This is a genomic window from Methylobacterium sp. Leaf88, assembly GCF_001422795.1.
In the GTDB taxonomy this organism is placed as follows: Bacteria; Pseudomonadota; Alphaproteobacteria; order Rhizobiales; family Beijerinckiaceae; genus Methylobacterium.
In genome coordinates, this window is the sequence record NZ_LMMK01000012.1 from 675,738 (window position 1) to 691,979 (window position 16,242).

14 protein-coding genes and 2 pseudogenes are annotated in these 16,242 nt (G+C 65.1%); 3 read left to right on the forward strand and 13 right to left on the reverse strand.

Annotated elements, in window-relative coordinates; translation table 11 throughout:
- Window positions 1-37 precede the first annotated feature (37 nt).
- From ASF20_RS09545 to ASF20_RS09575, 8 genes and pseudogenes are all read right to left on the reverse strand, one after another.
- On the reverse strand, window positions 38-967 hold the full coding sequence (locus tag ASF20_RS09545; protein ID WP_056218898.1) for an amino acid ABC transporter substrate-binding protein: 930 nt from the start codon (window positions 965-967) through the stop codon (window positions 38-40).
- Window positions 968-1,276: 309 nt separating this feature from the next.
- Window positions 1,277-2,953 carry a porin gene (locus ASF20_RS09550; protein WP_056218894.1) on the reverse strand — a complete coding sequence of 559 codons (1,677 nt, stop codon included), beginning with the start codon at window positions 2,951-2,953 and terminating at the stop codon, window positions 1,277-1,279.
- Between the two features lie 722 nt (window positions 2,954-3,675).
- Complete coding sequence (locus ASF20_RS24910) at window positions 3,676-3,843, reverse strand: hypothetical protein (protein ID WP_244472738.1); 168 nt, start codon at window positions 3,841-3,843, stop codon at window positions 3,676-3,678.
- A 32-nt stretch (window positions 3,844-3,875) separates the two neighbouring features.
- Window positions 3,876-4,268, reverse strand: a pseudogene (locus ASF20_RS24915) (transporter substrate-binding domain-containing protein).
- Between the two features lie 329 nt (window positions 4,269-4,597).
- A pseudogene (locus tag ASF20_RS23205) lies at window positions 4,598-4,881 on the reverse strand (cation:dicarboxylase symporter family transporter); the annotation flags it as partial.
- Window positions 4,882-5,160: 279 nt separating this feature from the next.
- A complete protein-coding gene (gene eda / locus ASF20_RS09565) occupies window positions 5,161-5,778 on the reverse strand; it encodes a bifunctional 4-hydroxy-2-oxoglutarate aldolase/2-dehydro-3-deoxy-phosphogluconate aldolase (protein ID WP_056273344.1) in 618 nt (205 codons plus the stop codon).
- 32 nt (window positions 5,779-5,810) lie between these two features.
- Window positions 5,811-7,634, reverse strand: coding sequence for a phosphogluconate dehydratase (gene edd / locus ASF20_RS09570; RefSeq protein ID WP_056273796.1), 1,824 nt, complete (start codon window positions 7,632-7,634; stop codon window positions 5,811-5,813).
- A 201-nt stretch (window positions 7,635-7,835) separates the two neighbouring features.
- Entirely contained in the window at window positions 7,836-9,314 is a 1,479-nt protein-coding gene (locus ASF20_RS09575; protein ID WP_056273346.1) for a SulP family inorganic anion transporter, read from the reverse strand.
- Between the two features lie 341 nt (window positions 9,315-9,655).
- On the opposite strand from ASF20_RS09575, the gene ASF20_RS09580 reads away from it, so the two are divergent.
- Window positions 9,656-10,906, forward strand: coding sequence for a GGDEF domain-containing protein (locus tag ASF20_RS09580; RefSeq protein WP_056273348.1), 1,251 nt, complete (start codon window positions 9,656-9,658; stop codon window positions 10,904-10,906).
- A 40-nt stretch (window positions 10,907-10,946) separates the two neighbouring features.
- Here ASF20_RS09580 and ASF20_RS09585 read toward each other — a convergent pair whose 3' ends face one another.
- Both ASF20_RS09585 and ASF20_RS09590 read right to left on the reverse strand, forming a co-directional pair.
- Entirely contained in the window at window positions 10,947-11,576 is a 630-nt protein-coding gene (locus ASF20_RS09585) for a L,D-transpeptidase (protein WP_082501248.1), read from the reverse strand.
- 74 nt (window positions 11,577-11,650) lie between these two features.
- The gene (locus ASF20_RS09590; protein WP_056273352.1) at window positions 11,651-12,088 is read right to left on the reverse strand and encodes a globin family protein; all 438 of its coding nucleotides are present in this window, start codon (window positions 12,086-12,088) and stop codon (window positions 11,651-11,653) included.
- A gap of 298 nt (window positions 12,089-12,386) precedes the next feature.
- On the opposite strand from ASF20_RS09590, the gene ASF20_RS24595 reads away from it, so the two are divergent.
- Window positions 12,387-12,800 (forward strand): hypothetical protein, encoded by a 414-nt coding sequence (locus ASF20_RS24595; protein ID WP_082501249.1) that lies wholly within the window; start codon window positions 12,387-12,389, stop codon window positions 12,798-12,800.
- A 646-nt stretch (window positions 12,801-13,446) separates the two neighbouring features.
- Window positions 13,447-14,358 (forward strand): DUF4336 domain-containing protein, encoded by a 912-nt coding sequence (locus ASF20_RS09600; RefSeq protein ID WP_082501250.1) that lies wholly within the window; start codon window positions 13,447-13,449, stop codon window positions 14,356-14,358.
- Between the two features lie 140 nt (window positions 14,359-14,498).
- On the opposite strand, the gene ASF20_RS25355 is transcribed toward ASF20_RS09600, so the two are convergent.
- From ASF20_RS25355 to ASF20_RS09610, 3 genes are all read right to left on the reverse strand, one after another.
- A complete protein-coding gene (locus ASF20_RS25355) occupies window positions 14,499-14,792 on the reverse strand; it encodes a WGxxGxxG family protein (protein ID WP_162242616.1) in 294 nt (97 codons plus the stop codon).
- Between the two features lie 195 nt (window positions 14,793-14,987).
- Window positions 14,988-15,284, reverse strand: a complete 297-nt coding sequence (locus ASF20_RS09605) for a hypothetical protein (RefSeq protein ID WP_162242613.1) — start codon at window positions 15,282-15,284, stop codon at window positions 14,988-14,990.
- Between the two features lie 300 nt (window positions 15,285-15,584).
- The gene (locus ASF20_RS09610; RefSeq protein WP_056273361.1) at window positions 15,585-15,899 is read right to left on the reverse strand and encodes a hypothetical protein; all 315 of its coding nucleotides are present in this window, start codon (window positions 15,897-15,899) and stop codon (window positions 15,585-15,587) included.
- Window positions 15,900-16,242 lie beyond the last annotated feature (343 nt).

Consider the following 16,242-nt stretch of genomic DNA (forward strand, 5'->3'; position numbering starts at 1 on the left):
GGCGAGGCGTTCGAACGCGCGACGATGGTGTGTCGGCTCAGTACGCGGCCGGGTCGGCACTATCGCTCGGCGAGACGAAGGCTTTCGCCATGGCCTCGCTCATCGGCAGGTTCAGGTTGATGCCGCGCGGCGGAATCGGCTTCGTGAACCACTTGTCGTAAAGCGCCTTGCCCTCGGGGCTTTTGTAGAGCTTGGCGGTGGCTTCGTCGGCGACGGCCTTGAAGGGCGCGTCATCCTTGCGCAGCATGATGCCGTAGGGCTCGGGTTTTGACAGCGCCTCGCTGGAGATCGCGTAGGCACCCGGGTCTTTCGAGCTGGCAGCCAGCGAGGCCAGCAGTACGTCATCCATGACGAAGGCGACTGCACGGCCGGTCTCGACCATCAGGAAGGCTTCTGCATGATCCTTGGCCGGCAGGATGGTCAGGCCGAGATTGCGTGCGGTGTTCGCCTCGTTAATCTGGCGGATGTTGGTGGTGCCCGAGGTCGAAACCACGGTCTTGCCCTTCAGATCGTCGATCTTGTCGAGCTTGGCCGACTTCTTGGCGACGAAGCGAGTGGCCGTGAGGAAGTGGGTGTTGGTAAAGGAAGCCTGCTTCTGACGGTCGGCGTTGTTCGTCGTCGAACCGCACTCGAGGTCGATGGTGCCGTTGGCGATCAGCGGGATACGCGTGGCCGAGGTGACCGGATTCAGCTTCACCTCGAGGTTCGGAAGCTTCAAATTCGTCTTCACGGCCTCGGCGATCTTCTGACAGATCTCAAGGGCGTAGCCGACCGGCTTCTGGTCGCCGTCGAGGTAGGAGAACGGAACCGACGCGTCCCGGTAGCCAATGGTGATCGTATTGGTTTCCTTGATCTTCTTCAGGGTTCCGGTGAGCTCTTGCGCCTGGGCGCTCCCTACCGCGAGTACCGACAGCGCGAAGCTGACGGCAACGGCGGATAGGGTGGATCTCTGGTGACACGAACGCATCTGCGGGCTGACTCCGGGAGGTCGATCACGGTTCGGCGATCGACAGGACTGACCTGGGCAACGTAGCAGCGGCACGAGCCGCCGCAATCGTTGTTTTCGTGCTGTGCAAGCTGGCAACGCCCCCGTCCCTGGCAAAGCCCGTGCCGAATGATCTCGCTGCGTAGATTTCGTCAGGTCTCGCCCATGCAGATCAACACTTGGTACGCAAAAAGGCCCGACTTTTCAGCCGGGCCAGTTCGCATGTCTCGAAGATTCGGATCTGTGAAGTTCCGGGCTCGCAAGGAGCCCGGATTGAGCCGCTCTGTCGCCTTAGAAGTCGCGCTGAACGCGGCCGCGGATCTGGAAGGTGTCCGATGCAGTCACAGTGCGCACTGCTCCGCTGGCGATGGAAGCAGCGGTGACGTTACCGGTGGACCGGGTCTGGTCAACGACGCGACCGTCCTGAACACCAACCTTGGTGTAGAAGCCTTCCAGACCGATATCGAGGTCCTTAACCGGCGACCAGATGATGCTTCCACCAGCAACAATCTGGTAGTTGTCACGCAGGACGGGGCTGACGGCGAAGGACGCCTGACCCGGAATACCGGTGAACTGACCAGTCGAGCCCAGCGTCTGGAACACGGCGGCGTTGGCGGCGCGGGCACCGTTGGCAAAGTTGAGCTCGCCGTAGCTGGCGAACACGGCCGAACGCCACTCAGGCGACCAGTAGTGCAGCAGCGAACCGACCACCGTGAAGCTGGTGGACAGCTCGATCTTGCCCGTGAACGGGTTGAGCGTCGCATCGGACATGTAGGGGTCGAACGCAGCGCCGTTGATGGTGCTGGCGCGCGAGGCGTAGCTGCCGTTGTACGAGGAGTAGCCAGTGTAGAGGGTCGCACCCTCGCCATAGGCACCCTGCAGGTACAATGTGTCGCCCGGGGCGATGAAGGGCAGGTTGATCTTGGCACCGGCCTGCACGGCCCAGCCGTACTCGCTGGGCGGACGCTGGTTCACGATCGCAGCGCCGGTCACGCCCGGGATGAAGGGCGCGGTCAGGATGCCGCCGTTAAAGTTGGTTGCATTGCCGGCGATGGCGTTGCCGGTGTTCAGCTCCTTGACGGCAGCAGAGAGCTGCATGGAGCCCCAGGCCGCATCGTAACGAAGCACACCGACGAAGTCAGGCATGCGGTTACGCTGGGCTACGTCCACGTTGCCGTAAGTGCCGACACCGGTCACGTTGTTGATGCCGATGAGCACCGGCGAAGTCGCACCCGAGAAGGCAACATTCTGAGACTGTGAGCCGGCCGGAGCGAAGTTGGCATTCGCACCGAACTGCTGCGAATAGATCGTGTTGCGACGGAAGGACGGATCTTCCAGCGAGATCGTCGCCGAGAGGCCGCTGTCGCCGAGCTTGCTCGTATAGGCGAGCAGGTTGGTGGACTGCAGATCCGAGTTGGCGGTCGCGCCGGCGAACTCGAAATCGTGAGCGTAGAAGTCGAAGAACGAGGAAGCGCGACCGGCGGTGAGACCGGCGAACTGGATGAAGGCTTTGTCGGTGTTCACGAACTGCTGGACACGGCCGGCCTGATCCTGGCCGGTCGCACCGAACGCGTTGCCGATACGCTCCTGGGTACCGGAACGGAGGCCGCCGGTAGCGCCGGTGCGCGAGGCGAACTGGAGACGCACGAAGGCGCGCAGGGTGCCGTAGGCGGTCTGGGTGCGGGCATCGACGTTGATGCGGGCGAGGCCGATATAGCCGGTGGTGTCACCGTTCGTGCCTGAACGGCTGTCGGTCGGCTGGTAGCCGACGTCAAGGCGAGCGCGGCCCGAGAGACGGATGCAGGTATCGGTGCCCGGGATGTAGAAGAAGCCGGCGCCGTAGGCGGAGCAGACACGGACGTACTCGATCGGAACAGCTTTCTTGACCGGAAGGTCGGCTGCCTGTGCTCCTGCGACCGCAGCAAAACCTGCCGCGGAGGCGAGAAGCGAGCTCTTCAAGAGCTTCATTGATATCTCCAAAAGCTTCGAGACCCGAGGGAAGGCTTACTGCGCCCGAGACCTCTATGGATCCCGGTGTCGCGTGGCCCTTTGTTCTTGAATGACCGAGCGTTGACCGCTGGAAATTGACTTGCTGCTCTGGCGTTGCCCCCAGCGCAGGATCACTCTGTGCGAGGTGGTTCCTCGCGGCAACTCGGAATCGTGATCGGCGAAACGGTTCCAAGGCGCTGTTGCGGCGCTGCAACGTTCCGCAGGCGACTAAGTAACTGTTCTGTGGGCAGGTTTTCAGCGCTCCGGCCACCGTTCTACAGTTCGCCCCTGAGGACGCGGAGACCGTCAAGTCCTCGAAAATACGAAATATTCTGTGATTTTCGACACATTCCGAGACCACGGCGTTCGTGGACTATTTCTCGGAAGCGTGCACAGCCCGCCAAGCTGCCAGGCATACCGTCCGGTATGCTGTGGATCGCCGCCTGAGACGGATCTGCCGCTGCGCCTCGCGGCGGACGCGTCCCGACAACCGGCGCCGAATCGGGTCGCGCGGCGACGGACGCCCGCGGCGTCCGTCCGGGAGCGTCCGGGCCGTCAATCCTGCAGGCCGATCACCTGAAAGTTGGTGCGAAGCTCATCGAACATCGGCACATTGAGACGGATGCCGGTCGGCAGGCGCTCGAGGAACCAGCGCTTTTAGATCCAGCGCAGCTCGCGGGATTCGGCAAGACGCTGCAAGGTTACGGTGACGAAGCCGGCGAGTTGCGGAACATCAGCCCATAGAGCTCGAACGAGAACTTGTCGGGCCCGACCGTGTCGGCGGAGCCGCCCGGCCCCGCGGCGGCGATCAGGCTGTAGAGCCGGACATCGTCGGGACCGAGGGCATCCGCATGCCTGTCCCGGACCATCGCAAAGGGTTCGGCATGGTCGTGCCCAGTCCTTAGGGTGACAGGGATGCCGAGACGAGCGAAGAGCGCGCACACCACACCCCGTTGGTGGTACCGGCGGTGACCGCCACCGTCCGGTCGGCCAGATCGCGGAATGAACCGACCGGAGCACCGCGCTCCACCAGAAGCTTGATCGCGCTGACATAGGTGATGGGCGAGAAGGCCGCCATCTTCCGCCGCTCGGCATTGTCCGTGGTTGAGCCGCACTAGAGGTCGATCCGCCCGGACGTCACCGCCGCGATCCGCGTCTCCGACGTCACCGGCTCATACAGCACCTTCAAATCCCAACGCCCGAGTTCCGTCCCGATGTCGTCGACGACCTCCAGGCAGAGGTCGGGGGCGTAGCCGACGGGTTGGCCGGACGGGTCCCTGAAGGAGAACGTCAGGGCGTTCTCTCGATTAGCGAAGGCGGACGGTGGCGGTCCCGCCGATCGTCTTTAGGGAGCCGGAGAGAACGTCGATCGCCTAGGATGGATCGTCGCTGGCCAGCAAGCCGACGCTGGCCAGGACTCCCACGAACGGTGCGACGTGCTGACATGTGAGTCCTCGCCACGAAGCGGTACCGATGCATCGGACGTCGCCCCGCGACGCTTGCGACCGCTTGCTACGCGACCGGTTCCGGCAGTGGACTGACTTAATGATCCAGACGCTGGTCGGTAAACGATAGTTGCCCTTCTTACTTGGCCACCGCCACGGTCGCGACGCTGTTGCGCAGCACGTTGATGGCCGAGCGGCCCTCGCCGGGCCGGAGAATGAGGACCATCACCAAACCGAGAAGCAGCGAGAAGAGCGAGGCCCCCACGAACCAGAGCATCGCCTTACCCCCGACGCGACCCACCGAAGCCGTGTCGCCCCTATGTGCGATACCCGCGACGAGCCTCGAGAGGACGAGCGGCGCAATGATCATCTAATCAAGCGCAGGAAGACATCACTGATCAGGGCGCAGAATCCGGAGATTTCCTTCGAGGTCTGCAGGTCAGGCCACGTGATGCTGCACAGCTACCCACCAGCGATCTCGAGCAACATTTCGTTGAGGAGGGAGGTGGTGAGCCTGGACTGCATCGCTTCCCCCCCAACCGCCGCGCCTGATGGCGCTCCGCACCGGAAGCTAAGCTTCTGGTTCACCCGACACAGTTGAGCACAGGGCGTGCGAGGCTTGAGGTCGCGCCGTCGGCCAGAGAATGAAACTCCGGGCCGGACCATGCATTTCAGGCCCTCGTCGCAGAAGACTAACCTTTTTCCGGCTACAGCAAAGTGCGTCAATCGGCCGAGAAATCGTCAGGCGCCTCGCAGGCGCAGGGCCGCCTCGGCCGAGCGCCGGATGAGATCCGGCTCCGGTGCGCCCGGCGGGACGACCCAGCTTCCACCGACGCAGAGCACCGGCTTCAGGGCGAGCCAGTCCGTTGCAGTTGCTTCGGAGATGCCCCCGGTCGGGCAGAACCGGACCTGCCCGAAGGGACCGGCGAGCGCCTTGAGTGCCTTGATGCCGCCAGCGGCTTCGGCCGGGAAGAACTTGAACCGGTCGAGGCCATGGTCGAGCCCTCGCATGATGTCCGCCGCATTGGCGACACCCGGCAGGTAGGGCACCCCCCGCGCGAGGGCGGCGCGGGTCAACGGATCGGTCAGGCCGGGGCTCACGATGAACTGCGCACCCGCCTCCATCGCCGCGTCCAGGTCGCGCGGGTTCAGGACCGTCCCAGCTCCCACCACGGCGCCTTCCACCCGCGACATGGCGCGGATCACGTCGAGGGCCGCCGGCGTGCGCAGGGTGACCTCCAGGGCGGTCAAGCCGCCCGCCACCAGGGCACGGGCGATCGGCTCGGCCTGGGCGACCTCCTCCACCACCAGCACCGGGATGACGGGAACGGAGCGCATCAGGGCATCGATGGTGGTCATGGGCAGCGTCCTTGGCGGGGTAGGCGGAGGATTCAGAGGCCGGCGGCCGCGAGCATGGCGGAGGCGCCTTGCTCGGCCCCATCGGCACCGTGGCGCATGAAGGCGAAGAGCTCGCGGCCCGTGCCGAAGGCCGGCGGCGGCGCGGCGGCGGCGTCCCGCGCGTCCCAGTCGGCGGGGTCGACGAGGACCTCCAGGGAGCCCTCCTCCGCGCTCAGGCGCACGACGTCGCCGTCGCGGATCTTGGCCAGGGGACCCCCGCCGAGGGCTTCGGGGCTGAGATGGATGGCCGCCGGAACTTTGCCGGAAGCGCCCGACATCCGGCCGTCGGTCACGAGGGCGACGCGGAAGCCGCGATCCTGCAGAACGCCGAGCTGCGGAGTCAACTTGTGCAATTCGGGCATGCCGTTGGCCCGGGGCCCTTGGAAGCGCACCACCACCACCACGTCCCGATCGAGTTCACCGGCCTTGAAAGCCGCCATGACGTCGTCCTGGTCGTCGAAGACGCGGGCCGGCGCCTGGACCGTCCAGCGCGCGGGGTCGACTGCGCTGGTCTTGAAGGTGGCCCGGCCGAGATTGCCCTTCACCAGGCGCATACCGCCGTCCGGCTGGAAGGCGTTGGCCGGACTGCGCAGGATGCTCTCGTCGTGCGAGCGCTCCGGAGCCTCCTCGAAGACGAGGTCGTCATCGATCAGCTTCGGATCGCGGGCATGATCACGCAGGCGCGTGCCGGCTACGGTGAGGATGTCGTCGTGCAGGAGGCCGGCATCGATCAGGCTGGCGATGACGTAGGACATGCCGCCGGCCGCGTGGAAGTGGTTAACGTCGCCTGAGCCGTTCGGGTAGACCTTGGCCACCTGCGGAACCACAGCCGAGAGGTGGTCGAAATCCGCCCAGTCCAGGATGATGCCGGCCGCCCGGGCGATGGCCGGCAGGTGGATGGCGTGATTGGTCGAGCCGCCCGTGGCGAGCAGACCGACGACCGCGTTCACGATGGCCTTCTCGTCGATGCAGCGCCCGAGCGGCCGATAGTCGTTGCCCGAGGCGCCGATCTCGGAGAGGCGGTGCACTGCCGCCCGCGTCACAGCCTGGCGCAGCTTCGTGCCGGGATTGATGAAGGAGGCGCCGGGCATGTGCAGGCCCATCACGTCCATCATCATCTGGTTCGAGTTGGCGGTGCCGTAGAAGGTGCAGGTGCCCGCGCCGTGATAGGACGCCGACTCGCTCTCCAGCAGTTCATCGCGGCCGACCTTGCCCTCGGCGTAGAGCTGGCGGATGCGCTGCTTCTCCTTATTGGCTAGCCCCGAGGGCATCGGGCCGGCCGGAATCAGGATCATCGGCAGGTGGCCGAACCGAAGCGCCCCGATGAGGAGGCCGGGCACGATCTTGTCGCAGATGCCGAGCAGGGCCGCGCCGTCGAACATCCCGTGGCTCAGGGCTACCGCGGTGGAGAGCGCGATCGTGTCGCGCGAGAACAGGGACAGCTCCATGCCGCGCTGGCCCTGGGTGACCCCGTCGCACATCGCCGGTACGCCGCCGGCGACCTGCGCGGTCGCGCCGACCTCACGGGCGAACAGCTTCATCTGTTCGGGATAGCGGCCGTAGGGCTGATGCGCCGAGAGCATGTCGTTGTAGGCGGTGACGATGGCGATGTTCATCGCCCGGCCGGACTTGATGACGGCCTTGTCCTCGCCGGAGGCCGCGAAGCCGTGGGCCAAGTTGCCGCAATTCAGCATCGGGCGCTGAACGCCCGAGTCGCGCTCGCGGGCGATCAGGTCGAGATAGGCCTTGCGGGTTGGTCCGGAGCGTTCGATCACGCGCGCCGTAACGGCCGCGATTTCCGGGTGAAGCGCGCTCATGGCCAATTCCTCCTCGAATTCGGGCGATGCCCGACGCCCGCTTGCGCCGGGGGCGGCGGCCCGCGCCTGCATCAACCTCTCGCGCCAGCACGACAGGGGCGCGAAAGCGGGGCCTGATCGCAATCGGACCCACGCGCCGTCAATGGCATCCGGGCGGCGGCCTGGCCAGCACCTCCTGCAGGTTGCGGGCCAGGCCGTTCGTTAATGACTGCCAGCCGCGAGGGTTGCGCCGGGCTTGTGGTGGGTACCCAGGCGCTCGACCATCGTGGCCGTGGCGGCGTTCATGCCGACGATCTCCACAGCCACACCGTGGTGCCGGTACTTGAGCACCACGCGGTCGAGGGCATTGACCCCGCTGATGTCCCAGAAATGGGCCGCCGTGAGGTCGAGGACGATCCCCGTCAGCCCGGCTTCGCGGAACTCGAAGGCGCCGTGGAAGGCTTCCGCCGTGGCGAAGAAGATCTGGCCGGTCACCCGGTAGGTCCGCACCGTGTCGGTCCGCTCGGAGGCCACCGCGAAGTAGCGCGTCACCTTGTGGGCAAAGAACAGACCGCTCAGCACCACACCGAACAGGACGCCCTTGGCGAGGTCGTGGGTCGCCACCACCACGGCGACGGTGCCGAGCATGACGACGCTCGAGCTCTTCGGATGCGTCAGGAGGGTCCGCAGGGAGCCCCATTGGAAGGTGTTGATCGACACCATGATCATCACCGCCACCAGGGCGGCCATGGGAATCTGGGCCACGTAGGGGCCGAGCACGACGATCAGGAAGAGCAGGAAGACGCCAGCCCAGAGCGTGGAGAGCCGGCCCCGCCCCCCGGACGAGACGTTGATGACCGATTGTCCGATCATGGCGCAGCCCGCCATTCCGCCGAACAGGCCGGCGCCGATATTGGCGATCCCCTGCCCGGCACATTCGCGGTTCTTGTCGGAGCCCGTATCCGTCATTTCATCGAGGATCGCCGCCGTCATCAGGCTCTCCAACAGCCCGACCATGGTCAGCGTCAGCGCGTAGGGCAGGATGATCCGCAGAGTCTCCCAGGTGAACGGGACCTCCGGCATGGCGAAGACCGGCAACTCGGTGGGTAGGGCCCCCATGTCGCCGACCTTGTGGATTGGCAGGCCCAGGGCCATCGAGAACGCCGTCAGGACGAGGATCGTGATGAGCGGCGAGGGTACCGCCTTGGTCAGGTACGGCAGCCCGTAGATGAGGCCGAGACCGACCGCCGTCATCAGGTAGACCGTGCTCCCCTGCCCGATCAGTTCCGGCATCTGCGCCAGGAAGATCAGGATCGCCAGCGCATTGACGAAGCCGGTCACCACGGAGCGCGAGACGAAGCGCATGAGATTTCCCAGGCGCAGAAGGCCGGCCGCGATCTGCAGCAGGCCGGTGAGGATCGTGGCGGCGAACAGGTAGCCGAGGCCGTGCTCCTTCACCAGCGACACCATCACGAGGGCCATCGCCCCGGTCGCGGCGGAGATCATCGCCGGGCGTCCTCCCGCGAAGGCGGTGATCACCGCGATGCAGAACGACGCGTAGAGGCCGACCTTCGGGTCCACCCCGGCGATCAGTGAGAAGGCAATCGCCTCCGGGATCAGGGCCAGGGCGACCACGGTGCCGGCCAGGATTTCACGCGTGATATTGGGAGCCCACTGGCTCCGCAGGTTGGTCAGGGTCATGGAAATGGGACATCCAATCGTTCCCGCGCGCAGTCGGGCGGCCGGGAATCGAGACGGGGAATGCGAGACAGGCCACCCGACGCGCATCGCGGGGCGGCCATCATGGAACCCGAACGGAAGGCGGGCGCCGAGGAGAGCGGAGCTACGGCGGCGTGGGCCGTGCGTACAATCTGGCTCGATCCTTCAACATGTGGTGGGTCTTAACAGGATTCCGCCGCGGTGCAATGGACGCCGAGTCCGTGCCGGGAGGGGCCGACGCTCCGCGCGAGGCACGAATGGCGTTTACGCGCATGCAAGCAAGGCGCGTATAGGCTCTGCTCGATCGTCGGTGAACGCGCCTCATGTCCGAAACGAATTCCAGCCTGATCGAGGCTGCGCGCCGCAGACCTTGGCACCGTCTGCGGCTGCCAAGAGACCTCGAAGCACAATTTACCGAGACGACACGCTGGTCCCGGGCGACCTACATCCAGTCGTGGCTGCTGATCTTCATCGTCTTCAATGTGCTGTCACTGAAGATGGACTTTGACCTGCTCGGTCCAGAGCAATTTGTGGTTCCGGCTTTCCTGACCCTGGGCGTGTTCCTGCCTGCGGGATTCGCGGCGATCACAGCGCTGCGCGGCATCACCAGTGCCCGACGCCAGGCCGGGATCGTCATTGGCATCTCCGTGCTCGACATGGTGATCGTCCTGAACAGCGCCCGGATCGCGCCGCGGACCCATGCGGACACCTACCTGATCCTTGCGGTGATCGTGCCCATGGTGGTCGGGATGATCGCGCCGCTCTCGTTCCGGCACAGCCTCGTCCTCTGCGGAAGCGCCTTCTGCCTCTACGCGGCCTACGCCGTCGCATTCGTTCTTCCGCGCAGCGAGGCGACCGGACTGCCGCTCCTGATCGCGAGCCTCACCCTCGTCCCCATCAAGCTCGCCTATACCCGCGAATGGACGCGCAAGGAGGCCTTTCTCCTGACCCTGGAAAAATCCGCCCGCGACGTCGATCTGGCGGCCGCCAACGCGCGCCTGACGGTCCTGTCCGAGACCGACAGCCTCACCGGGCTCCGCAATCGGCGCAGCGCCACGGCCCAGGTCCAGGCCGGATGGGGCGAGGCTTGCGCAGGCGGCGCCTGGGCCACGCTGGTGCTCATCGACATCGACGCCTTCAAGCGTCTGAACGACACGGCCGGCCATCCCGAAGGCGACCGCTGCCTGAGACAGGTGGCCGAGGCGCTCGCTACGGCGGCAGCCCGCCACGGCGCACAGGCGGCCCGCTACGGGGGCGAGGAGTTCATCGTCTTCCGGCCCGGAGCGGACCCTTCGGAGGCGGCGCGGATCGGGGAGAGTCTGCGACTGGCGATCCAGGCCCTTGCCTATCCCCATCCGGCTCTTCCCGACGGCGCCTGCATCACCGTCAGCATCGGGGTCGCGACGGCGCATGGAAGCCTGGGAACTCCCGCGATCACGGCCGCCGATCTCCTCAAGGCGGCGGACGATGCCCTCTATCGGGCCAAGCGCGGCGGACGGAACCGGGTCGAGAGCACAATTCTGGCGCCGGCCTCGGCCGCATCCGAGGCGGCGCGGACCAGCGCCTTCGGCTGAGGGCGCCGAGCAGCGAGATCCATCGCTTGGTTCGACCCGCCTAATCGAGACCGTCACCGACGAAAGAGGCGTCACCGTCCCCGGCCGGGTCCCGGAAATCATAGACGGGTGCGCGGCGCGACACCAACCTCACGGCGGCGGCCGGCCGATAGGCTGCGGAGGGCTCGCGCCCCATCTGCATGCCGGCGGACATCACACCGTCCTCGGCGCCGCGGCGGCGCCGCGACGCCATCACGGAACTGCCCTCGATGACCACCCGGGTCTTGCCCATACCCTCAGCCTTGACGAGGCTGAACAGGGTCGCGGCATTCCTTGGGGCAAGCCTAACACAACCATGGGATGCCGCGCTGCCGAGGCGCCGAGTGTGATTGGTCCCGTGGATCGCGTGGCCCTGCCCGGTGAAGAAGATCGCGTTCGGCATCGGCGCGTCGTCGAACTCGCGCGAGAAGTGCGCGCGCTCCATCCGGAACGGACGATGGGCTCCGCTGGGCGTGTCGTAGCCATCCACGCCCGTGGAGACGGGCCAGTCGTAACGGGTCCGCCCATCGACCGTCACGGTCATGCGCTGCGCGTCCTTGTCGACAGCGATCAAAACCTCCGCCCAAGCAGGACAGGTCAGGAACGTCGCCAGGGCGAAACCGGAGACCAGTGACGTCAGACGGGAACGCATCGGAATCCTCGAAAACACAAACAAAGCCGGACCGCCTACGCTTGCCGCGCGCGTTGGTTCCAGCGCAGCGCGGATCAGGCGTCGGCGGTCGATTCCGGTCGACGAACCTCGGCAGCCGCCGCCTTCATCACATTTGCCACGAGCGCATAGGTTTCCATCCAGGCCTCCCGGACCGCGGGGGTAAAATCCGGGCCCAGGCCCTGCTCCAGCGCCCAGAGCAGGGCGGCGCCCACCGGTTCATAATGTGCGGCCTGGGTTCCGAACGAGACGTGCTGTCGGCCCAGCGTCTGCAGCGCCGGCACCACCATCTCGGGCTTATGCAGGTTCGTGACCGCAAGCCCCAGCATCGCCATCAGTTTTTTTTTCTGCTCGCGCATGTCATCCGGAAACATCGGCCGAACCTGCGGAGCGATCTCGAACAGGCGTCCGTAGAAAAGGTCTGCCGCAGCGTTGGCGATCGGCCGAACTTTGGCGAAACTGTCCTGGACGAGAACAACTTGTTCCGGGGTCATTCGGAGCTCTACGCGGGAGGAAGGGATTGCGGCGCGAACGCCGCGTATGACGTTCTTGCCCCGGCAGCGACATCCCACAAGAGAGAACCCTGTCCTAACCTGCGATAGGGTTGATTCGCGAAGGGGCATTCCCCGCGACGGACGTTTCTCCGATGAAACTGAACGGATGCCGCCAACGCGCTTCAGCCTGGGTGCAGCGCCGCTTTGGCAATCTCCTCCTGAACAGCCGGGACAGCACCGGTTGGGCCACCGAGACCGCGCACGATGCCGGCCTCCTCGACAAAGCAGCGGATGGGCGATGAAGACGTTGGCAGCTTTCACAGCCGTTGCGCTCTTGGCGATGGGTGCGTTCGGAACGCCAGAGGCGCAGGCCCGGGGCCAGGGCGGCGCCATCTTGGCCGGCGTGATCGGGGGGCTCGCGGCGGGCGCTCTCATGGGAACCGCCGCCTCGGAAGCTCATGAGGCTCGTGCCTACGGCTACGGTTACGGCCCTCCCGAACCCCGCTATGCCGAAGACGACGAGGCTCTCATCGTGCGCGACCGCCCGGCACCGCTGGTTCGCCACTACGGGTACGACGAGGCCCCGGTCTATCGCAGATCGCGTACCGTGGTCCGAACCTATGGTGAGGAATTCGGCGGATACGGCTATCGCCGCGCCGGATACGGGGATCGTCCGGACTGCGACCGTCCCTACGGCCGTGGCGGCTGGTAGTCAGGCCCCTCTCGAAGGCCGGCCGGGCGAACCGGACGGCCTCCTTCCAACGTCACCAGGGACGCCGGCGCAACCGTCTGCGCCGAGTCGCGTTGTCACTATTCGCGGGTAGATAGACTATCCGTCAGCGAACGGCGCCGTAGCCGACTGTTAGGATGGATTTCGAATACCCCTATCTTTGCTTTCCTCGCCCCGACAATTGTAACCGGACGCCCTTTCGCGTCGGGGTCGACCGCGCCCTGGCGCTCTCGTTTCCGCCTCAAATGGACGGAGACCTTCCCGATCGGCTGATGCACGCTCTGGAAGCGCTGATCGCCGTCCTCCCGCCGCACTATGAAGCGGGCGGGCGATCACGACCGAGCTAGCGTCCCGGCGTAGCCGAGGGCGCAGCGCCGGGCGTGTGAGGTTCATCGCAGAGGCGGCCGAAGGCGGGAAACCATCCCGCGGATTCGACCCATCGACACGCATGACGCCTCGGCAAGCGAAGATGCGCGCTTTCCTTCGGAACTGACCTGGGCGAGCGTGGTACCCGACGATTTCGGGCGGCGCCCGGCGCGAGGGATGGTCGTGGTCGCGCACGACAGATGGACCTCCAAGTTCTGCCGAAGCGTTCCCCCGGGTGTACGTCGATGTGGAGTGCAGGACCTTGGCGCATGACCTCAGCTATCCGCCCCTGAACCAACCGAAGGAGGTGGCGGACGGCGTCTGGATCGTCGATGCCGCACCGATTCGCGCGGGCGGCATTCCACTCCCTTTGCGGATGACGGTGCTGCGACTGGCCGGCGGTGAGCTGTTGCTCCACTCGCCCGTTCCGCACCACCCGGGCCTTCAATGTGCCGTGGAGGGACTCGGGCGTATCGGGCACCTCGTAGCGCCGAGTGTCGGGCATTGGATGTTCCTGAAGGACTGGCAGACCGCTTGCCCCAACGCGATCACCTGGGCGGTGCCGGGGCTCGAAGACCGGAGCCAGGTGCTCCGATCTGGCCTCGCGATCGATGCGGAATTGGGAGACCAGCCGCCACGCGTCTGGGCGAACGAGATCGATCAGGTCCTCGTCGCCGGACCCGTGTTCCAGGAAATCTGTCTGTTCCATCGCCCAAGCCGGACCCTCCTGCTGACGGATCTCATCATCAACCTCGAGGGCGACCTTCTGCCGGTCTTCGCGCGCCCCCTGGCCCGTCTGCTCGGCATCGTCGCCCCGGATGGCAAGGCACCGCTCTACCTGCGAGTCCTTCTGCGCCTGAACCATCGGGACACGGTCCGCGCCGCGCAGCGTCTCGTCGGCTTTCATCCGGACCGGGTGATCTTCGCGCACGGCCAATGGTTCAACCGCGATGCCGCCGATGCACTCCGGCGCTCGCTCGCCTGGATCCTCGACGAAGACCGCGCCTTGGCTCGACTGTCTGCGGACGGCGAGATGTCCACCCGAGCGCCCCTGCGTTCGACGGCACTCGCGGGCGTGGCCCTCGCGGGTGTCGTGGGACTTTTCGTCTATCTCCGTCGGTCGCGGCGCTGTTCGTCGCTGCAAGCCGATGAGTGCAGAGACAGAATCGCATGAGTTGGTGCGGACGGCGGGAGACCCTTCGTGCCACTCCAGATCACTGTAAACATTGATGTTTTTCAGGCGACTTCGGAGGGCTTTGTAGCGGTCTTTGTAGCGGCTGGCGAGCGGGAGCCCATTACAGGCTCCCGAACTAGTTAGCGGGTGGTGGTACGGCTGACGCCCGGATTGACGGCATCCGTATGCTGCACCCTAGCTTTGCGTGGCATCAGACCGGCCAGTCCAGCTAAGCCCAGAAGACCAAGCCACCCCCAGTTGGTGTCATCCTCGCGCCTGACCGTAGTGGTCGGTACGTTGCCCGTCGTGTTTGCTCCAGGCATCGTGCTCGGTGACGCTGGCGCTGTGACAGCGTTGTTCGAGGGGTTCGTAGCCTGTGCGAAGGCGGGTGCGCCTAGAAGGACGGTAAGAACGGCAGCGGCAATGAGCTTCATGGCTAATTCCTCAGGTGATAACAATCACAAGGGAAAGCATAAGCTGCACTCTAACGTTCCGCGCTGAGCCCGCTTATTTATTTCTATCTCCCGAGGATTACCTTGGGTCGCATCGCGATCATGCAGGAGAACTTCAGTGCCTCGAAGTCGCACGAGGGACGTGTTCGTACTCTCGCGTCCCTAGTAGGATGGGCCTTAGTACCGGCGGTCGCTGCTGTCGCTCATACGCCGCGCAACGTAGTCGCCTGAGTAGGACTTCTGCCTGAAAACCAGCCATCCGATACCGAACCCGATGGCGCCAGCGATGCACAGGCTGGCCACCGTGGCGCTGTCAGCGTTGCTCACGGCACGGCTTCCCTGACGGTAGTAGTCGGCACCGCGCTTTGAGACATCGTCCCAGGTCTCCGAGGCACGATCAGTGACGTTTCCAAGCGCCTCTTTCGCCTGTCCTGTGACAGTGCTCAGCGTGTCCGTAGCTTGATCCTTCAGCACAGGCCCCTCAATCCCCGGCATTGGCTTCTTGTAGCCGGGCTGCCCTGGTCCTGGCTGACCTCCCGACTTTCCGAGAGGATCGTGAGATTGAATGTCGGCCAATGTGAACTCCCATTTGTGTTGCCAATGGCGTGCATAACGAAGGACCAAGCGGGCCATCTGGCGAGGTCAGCCAGGAGCTTGGTGGTGCAAGCAAGACGGCAACCTCACGAGCGCGTGAGATGATCCTTCAGTGAATTGCTAGACTGCGCCTGACGAGGTCTTGGGCCACGTAGGAACTGCCTAGAAGCCCAGCCCATATCAGAAGGCAGGCATCGCTGTTGGTGGGCCTTCGGCCGCTCTTTCTGCGACCTTCGGCATCGTGGCCTCGTACCGCTCATTCGCTCGTCGCCAGCGTGTTTCCGAACTCAGCCGCGCCTTCACGTCAGCAAGATCGACCGTAAGCTCCTCCACCTTGATGAGCGCCTTGCGTCGCGACCAAAGGGCGGTGCCGACGATGCTGTTCATCAGCACCAAAGCCGCTGCCATCATGAGAAGTGCTATCTGCGCCCAACGAGGAAGCTCGAAGAACGCCGCAAGCGCCGAAGCTGGGTCAAACGGTGCGAGGTCGAACATGAGCTACCTCAGGAATGGCACGGAACCGTTACGTGCAACCTGTATAGAGATTTTAGGGTGTCAACATCATCTGATGTGGAATTAATCCGTTCGGTTGATAATCCGGGACGACAAGCTCTTACCAGCCGCGACATGCCTTGCTAAGGTTCCAGTGCCTTGCGTTGCTGTATCGAAGGCGGCCAGCGAGTGGTGCGATCATGAACATGCTGAGCTGGGTTCGCAAACGTCCTGTGGCAGACGGACATGCAGCTCTTCTGACGAGCACAGCACTCGTGCTAGCTCTAGTGGTGACGCTTCTCAGCCTGTTCTGAGCGGTGGGCCTCGGACAAGCAGCGCTCATCCG

Coding starts and splice junctions, on each gene's coding strand:
- ASF20_RS09545 (WP_056218898.1), bottom strand. CDS start 967: ATGCGTTCGTGTCACCAGAGATCCACCCTATCCGCCGTTGCCGTCAGC.
- ASF20_RS09550 (WP_056218894.1), bottom strand. CDS start 2,953: ATGAAGCTCTTGAAGAGCTCGCTTCTCGCCTCCGCGGCAGGTTTTGCT.
- ASF20_RS24910 (WP_244472738.1), bottom strand. CDS start 3,843: ATGGTCCGGGACAGGCATGCGGATGCCCTCGGTCCCGACGATGTCCGG.
- eda (WP_056273344.1), bottom strand. CDS start 5,778: ATGACCACCATCGATGCCCTGATGCGCTCCGTTCCCGTCATCCCGGTG.
- edd (WP_056273796.1), bottom strand. CDS start 7,634: ATGAGCGCGCTTCACCCGGAAATCGCGGCCGTTACGGCGCGCGTGATC.
- ASF20_RS09575 (WP_056273346.1), bottom strand. CDS start 9,314: ATGACCCTGACCAACCTGCGGAGCCAGTGGGCTCCCAATATCACGCGT.
- ASF20_RS09580 (WP_056273348.1), top strand. CDS start 9,656: ATGTCCGAAACGAATTCCAGCCTGATCGAGGCTGCGCGCCGCAGACCT.
- ASF20_RS09585 (WP_082501248.1), bottom strand. CDS start 11,576: ATGCGTTCCCGTCTGACGTCACTGGTCTCCGGTTTCGCCCTGGCGACG.
- ASF20_RS09590 (WP_056273352.1), bottom strand. CDS start 12,088: ATGACCCCGGAACAAGTTGTTCTCGTCCAGGACAGTTTCGCCAAAGTT.
- ASF20_RS24595 (WP_082501249.1), top strand. CDS start 12,387: ATGAAGACGTTGGCAGCTTTCACAGCCGTTGCGCTCTTGGCGATGGGT.
- ASF20_RS25355 (WP_162242616.1), bottom strand. CDS start 14,792: ATGAAGCTCATTGCCGCTGCCGTTCTTACCGTCCTTCTAGGCGCACCC.
- ASF20_RS09610 (WP_056273361.1), bottom strand. CDS start 15,899: ATGTTCGACCTCGCACCGTTTGACCCAGCTTCGGCGCTTGCGGCGTTC.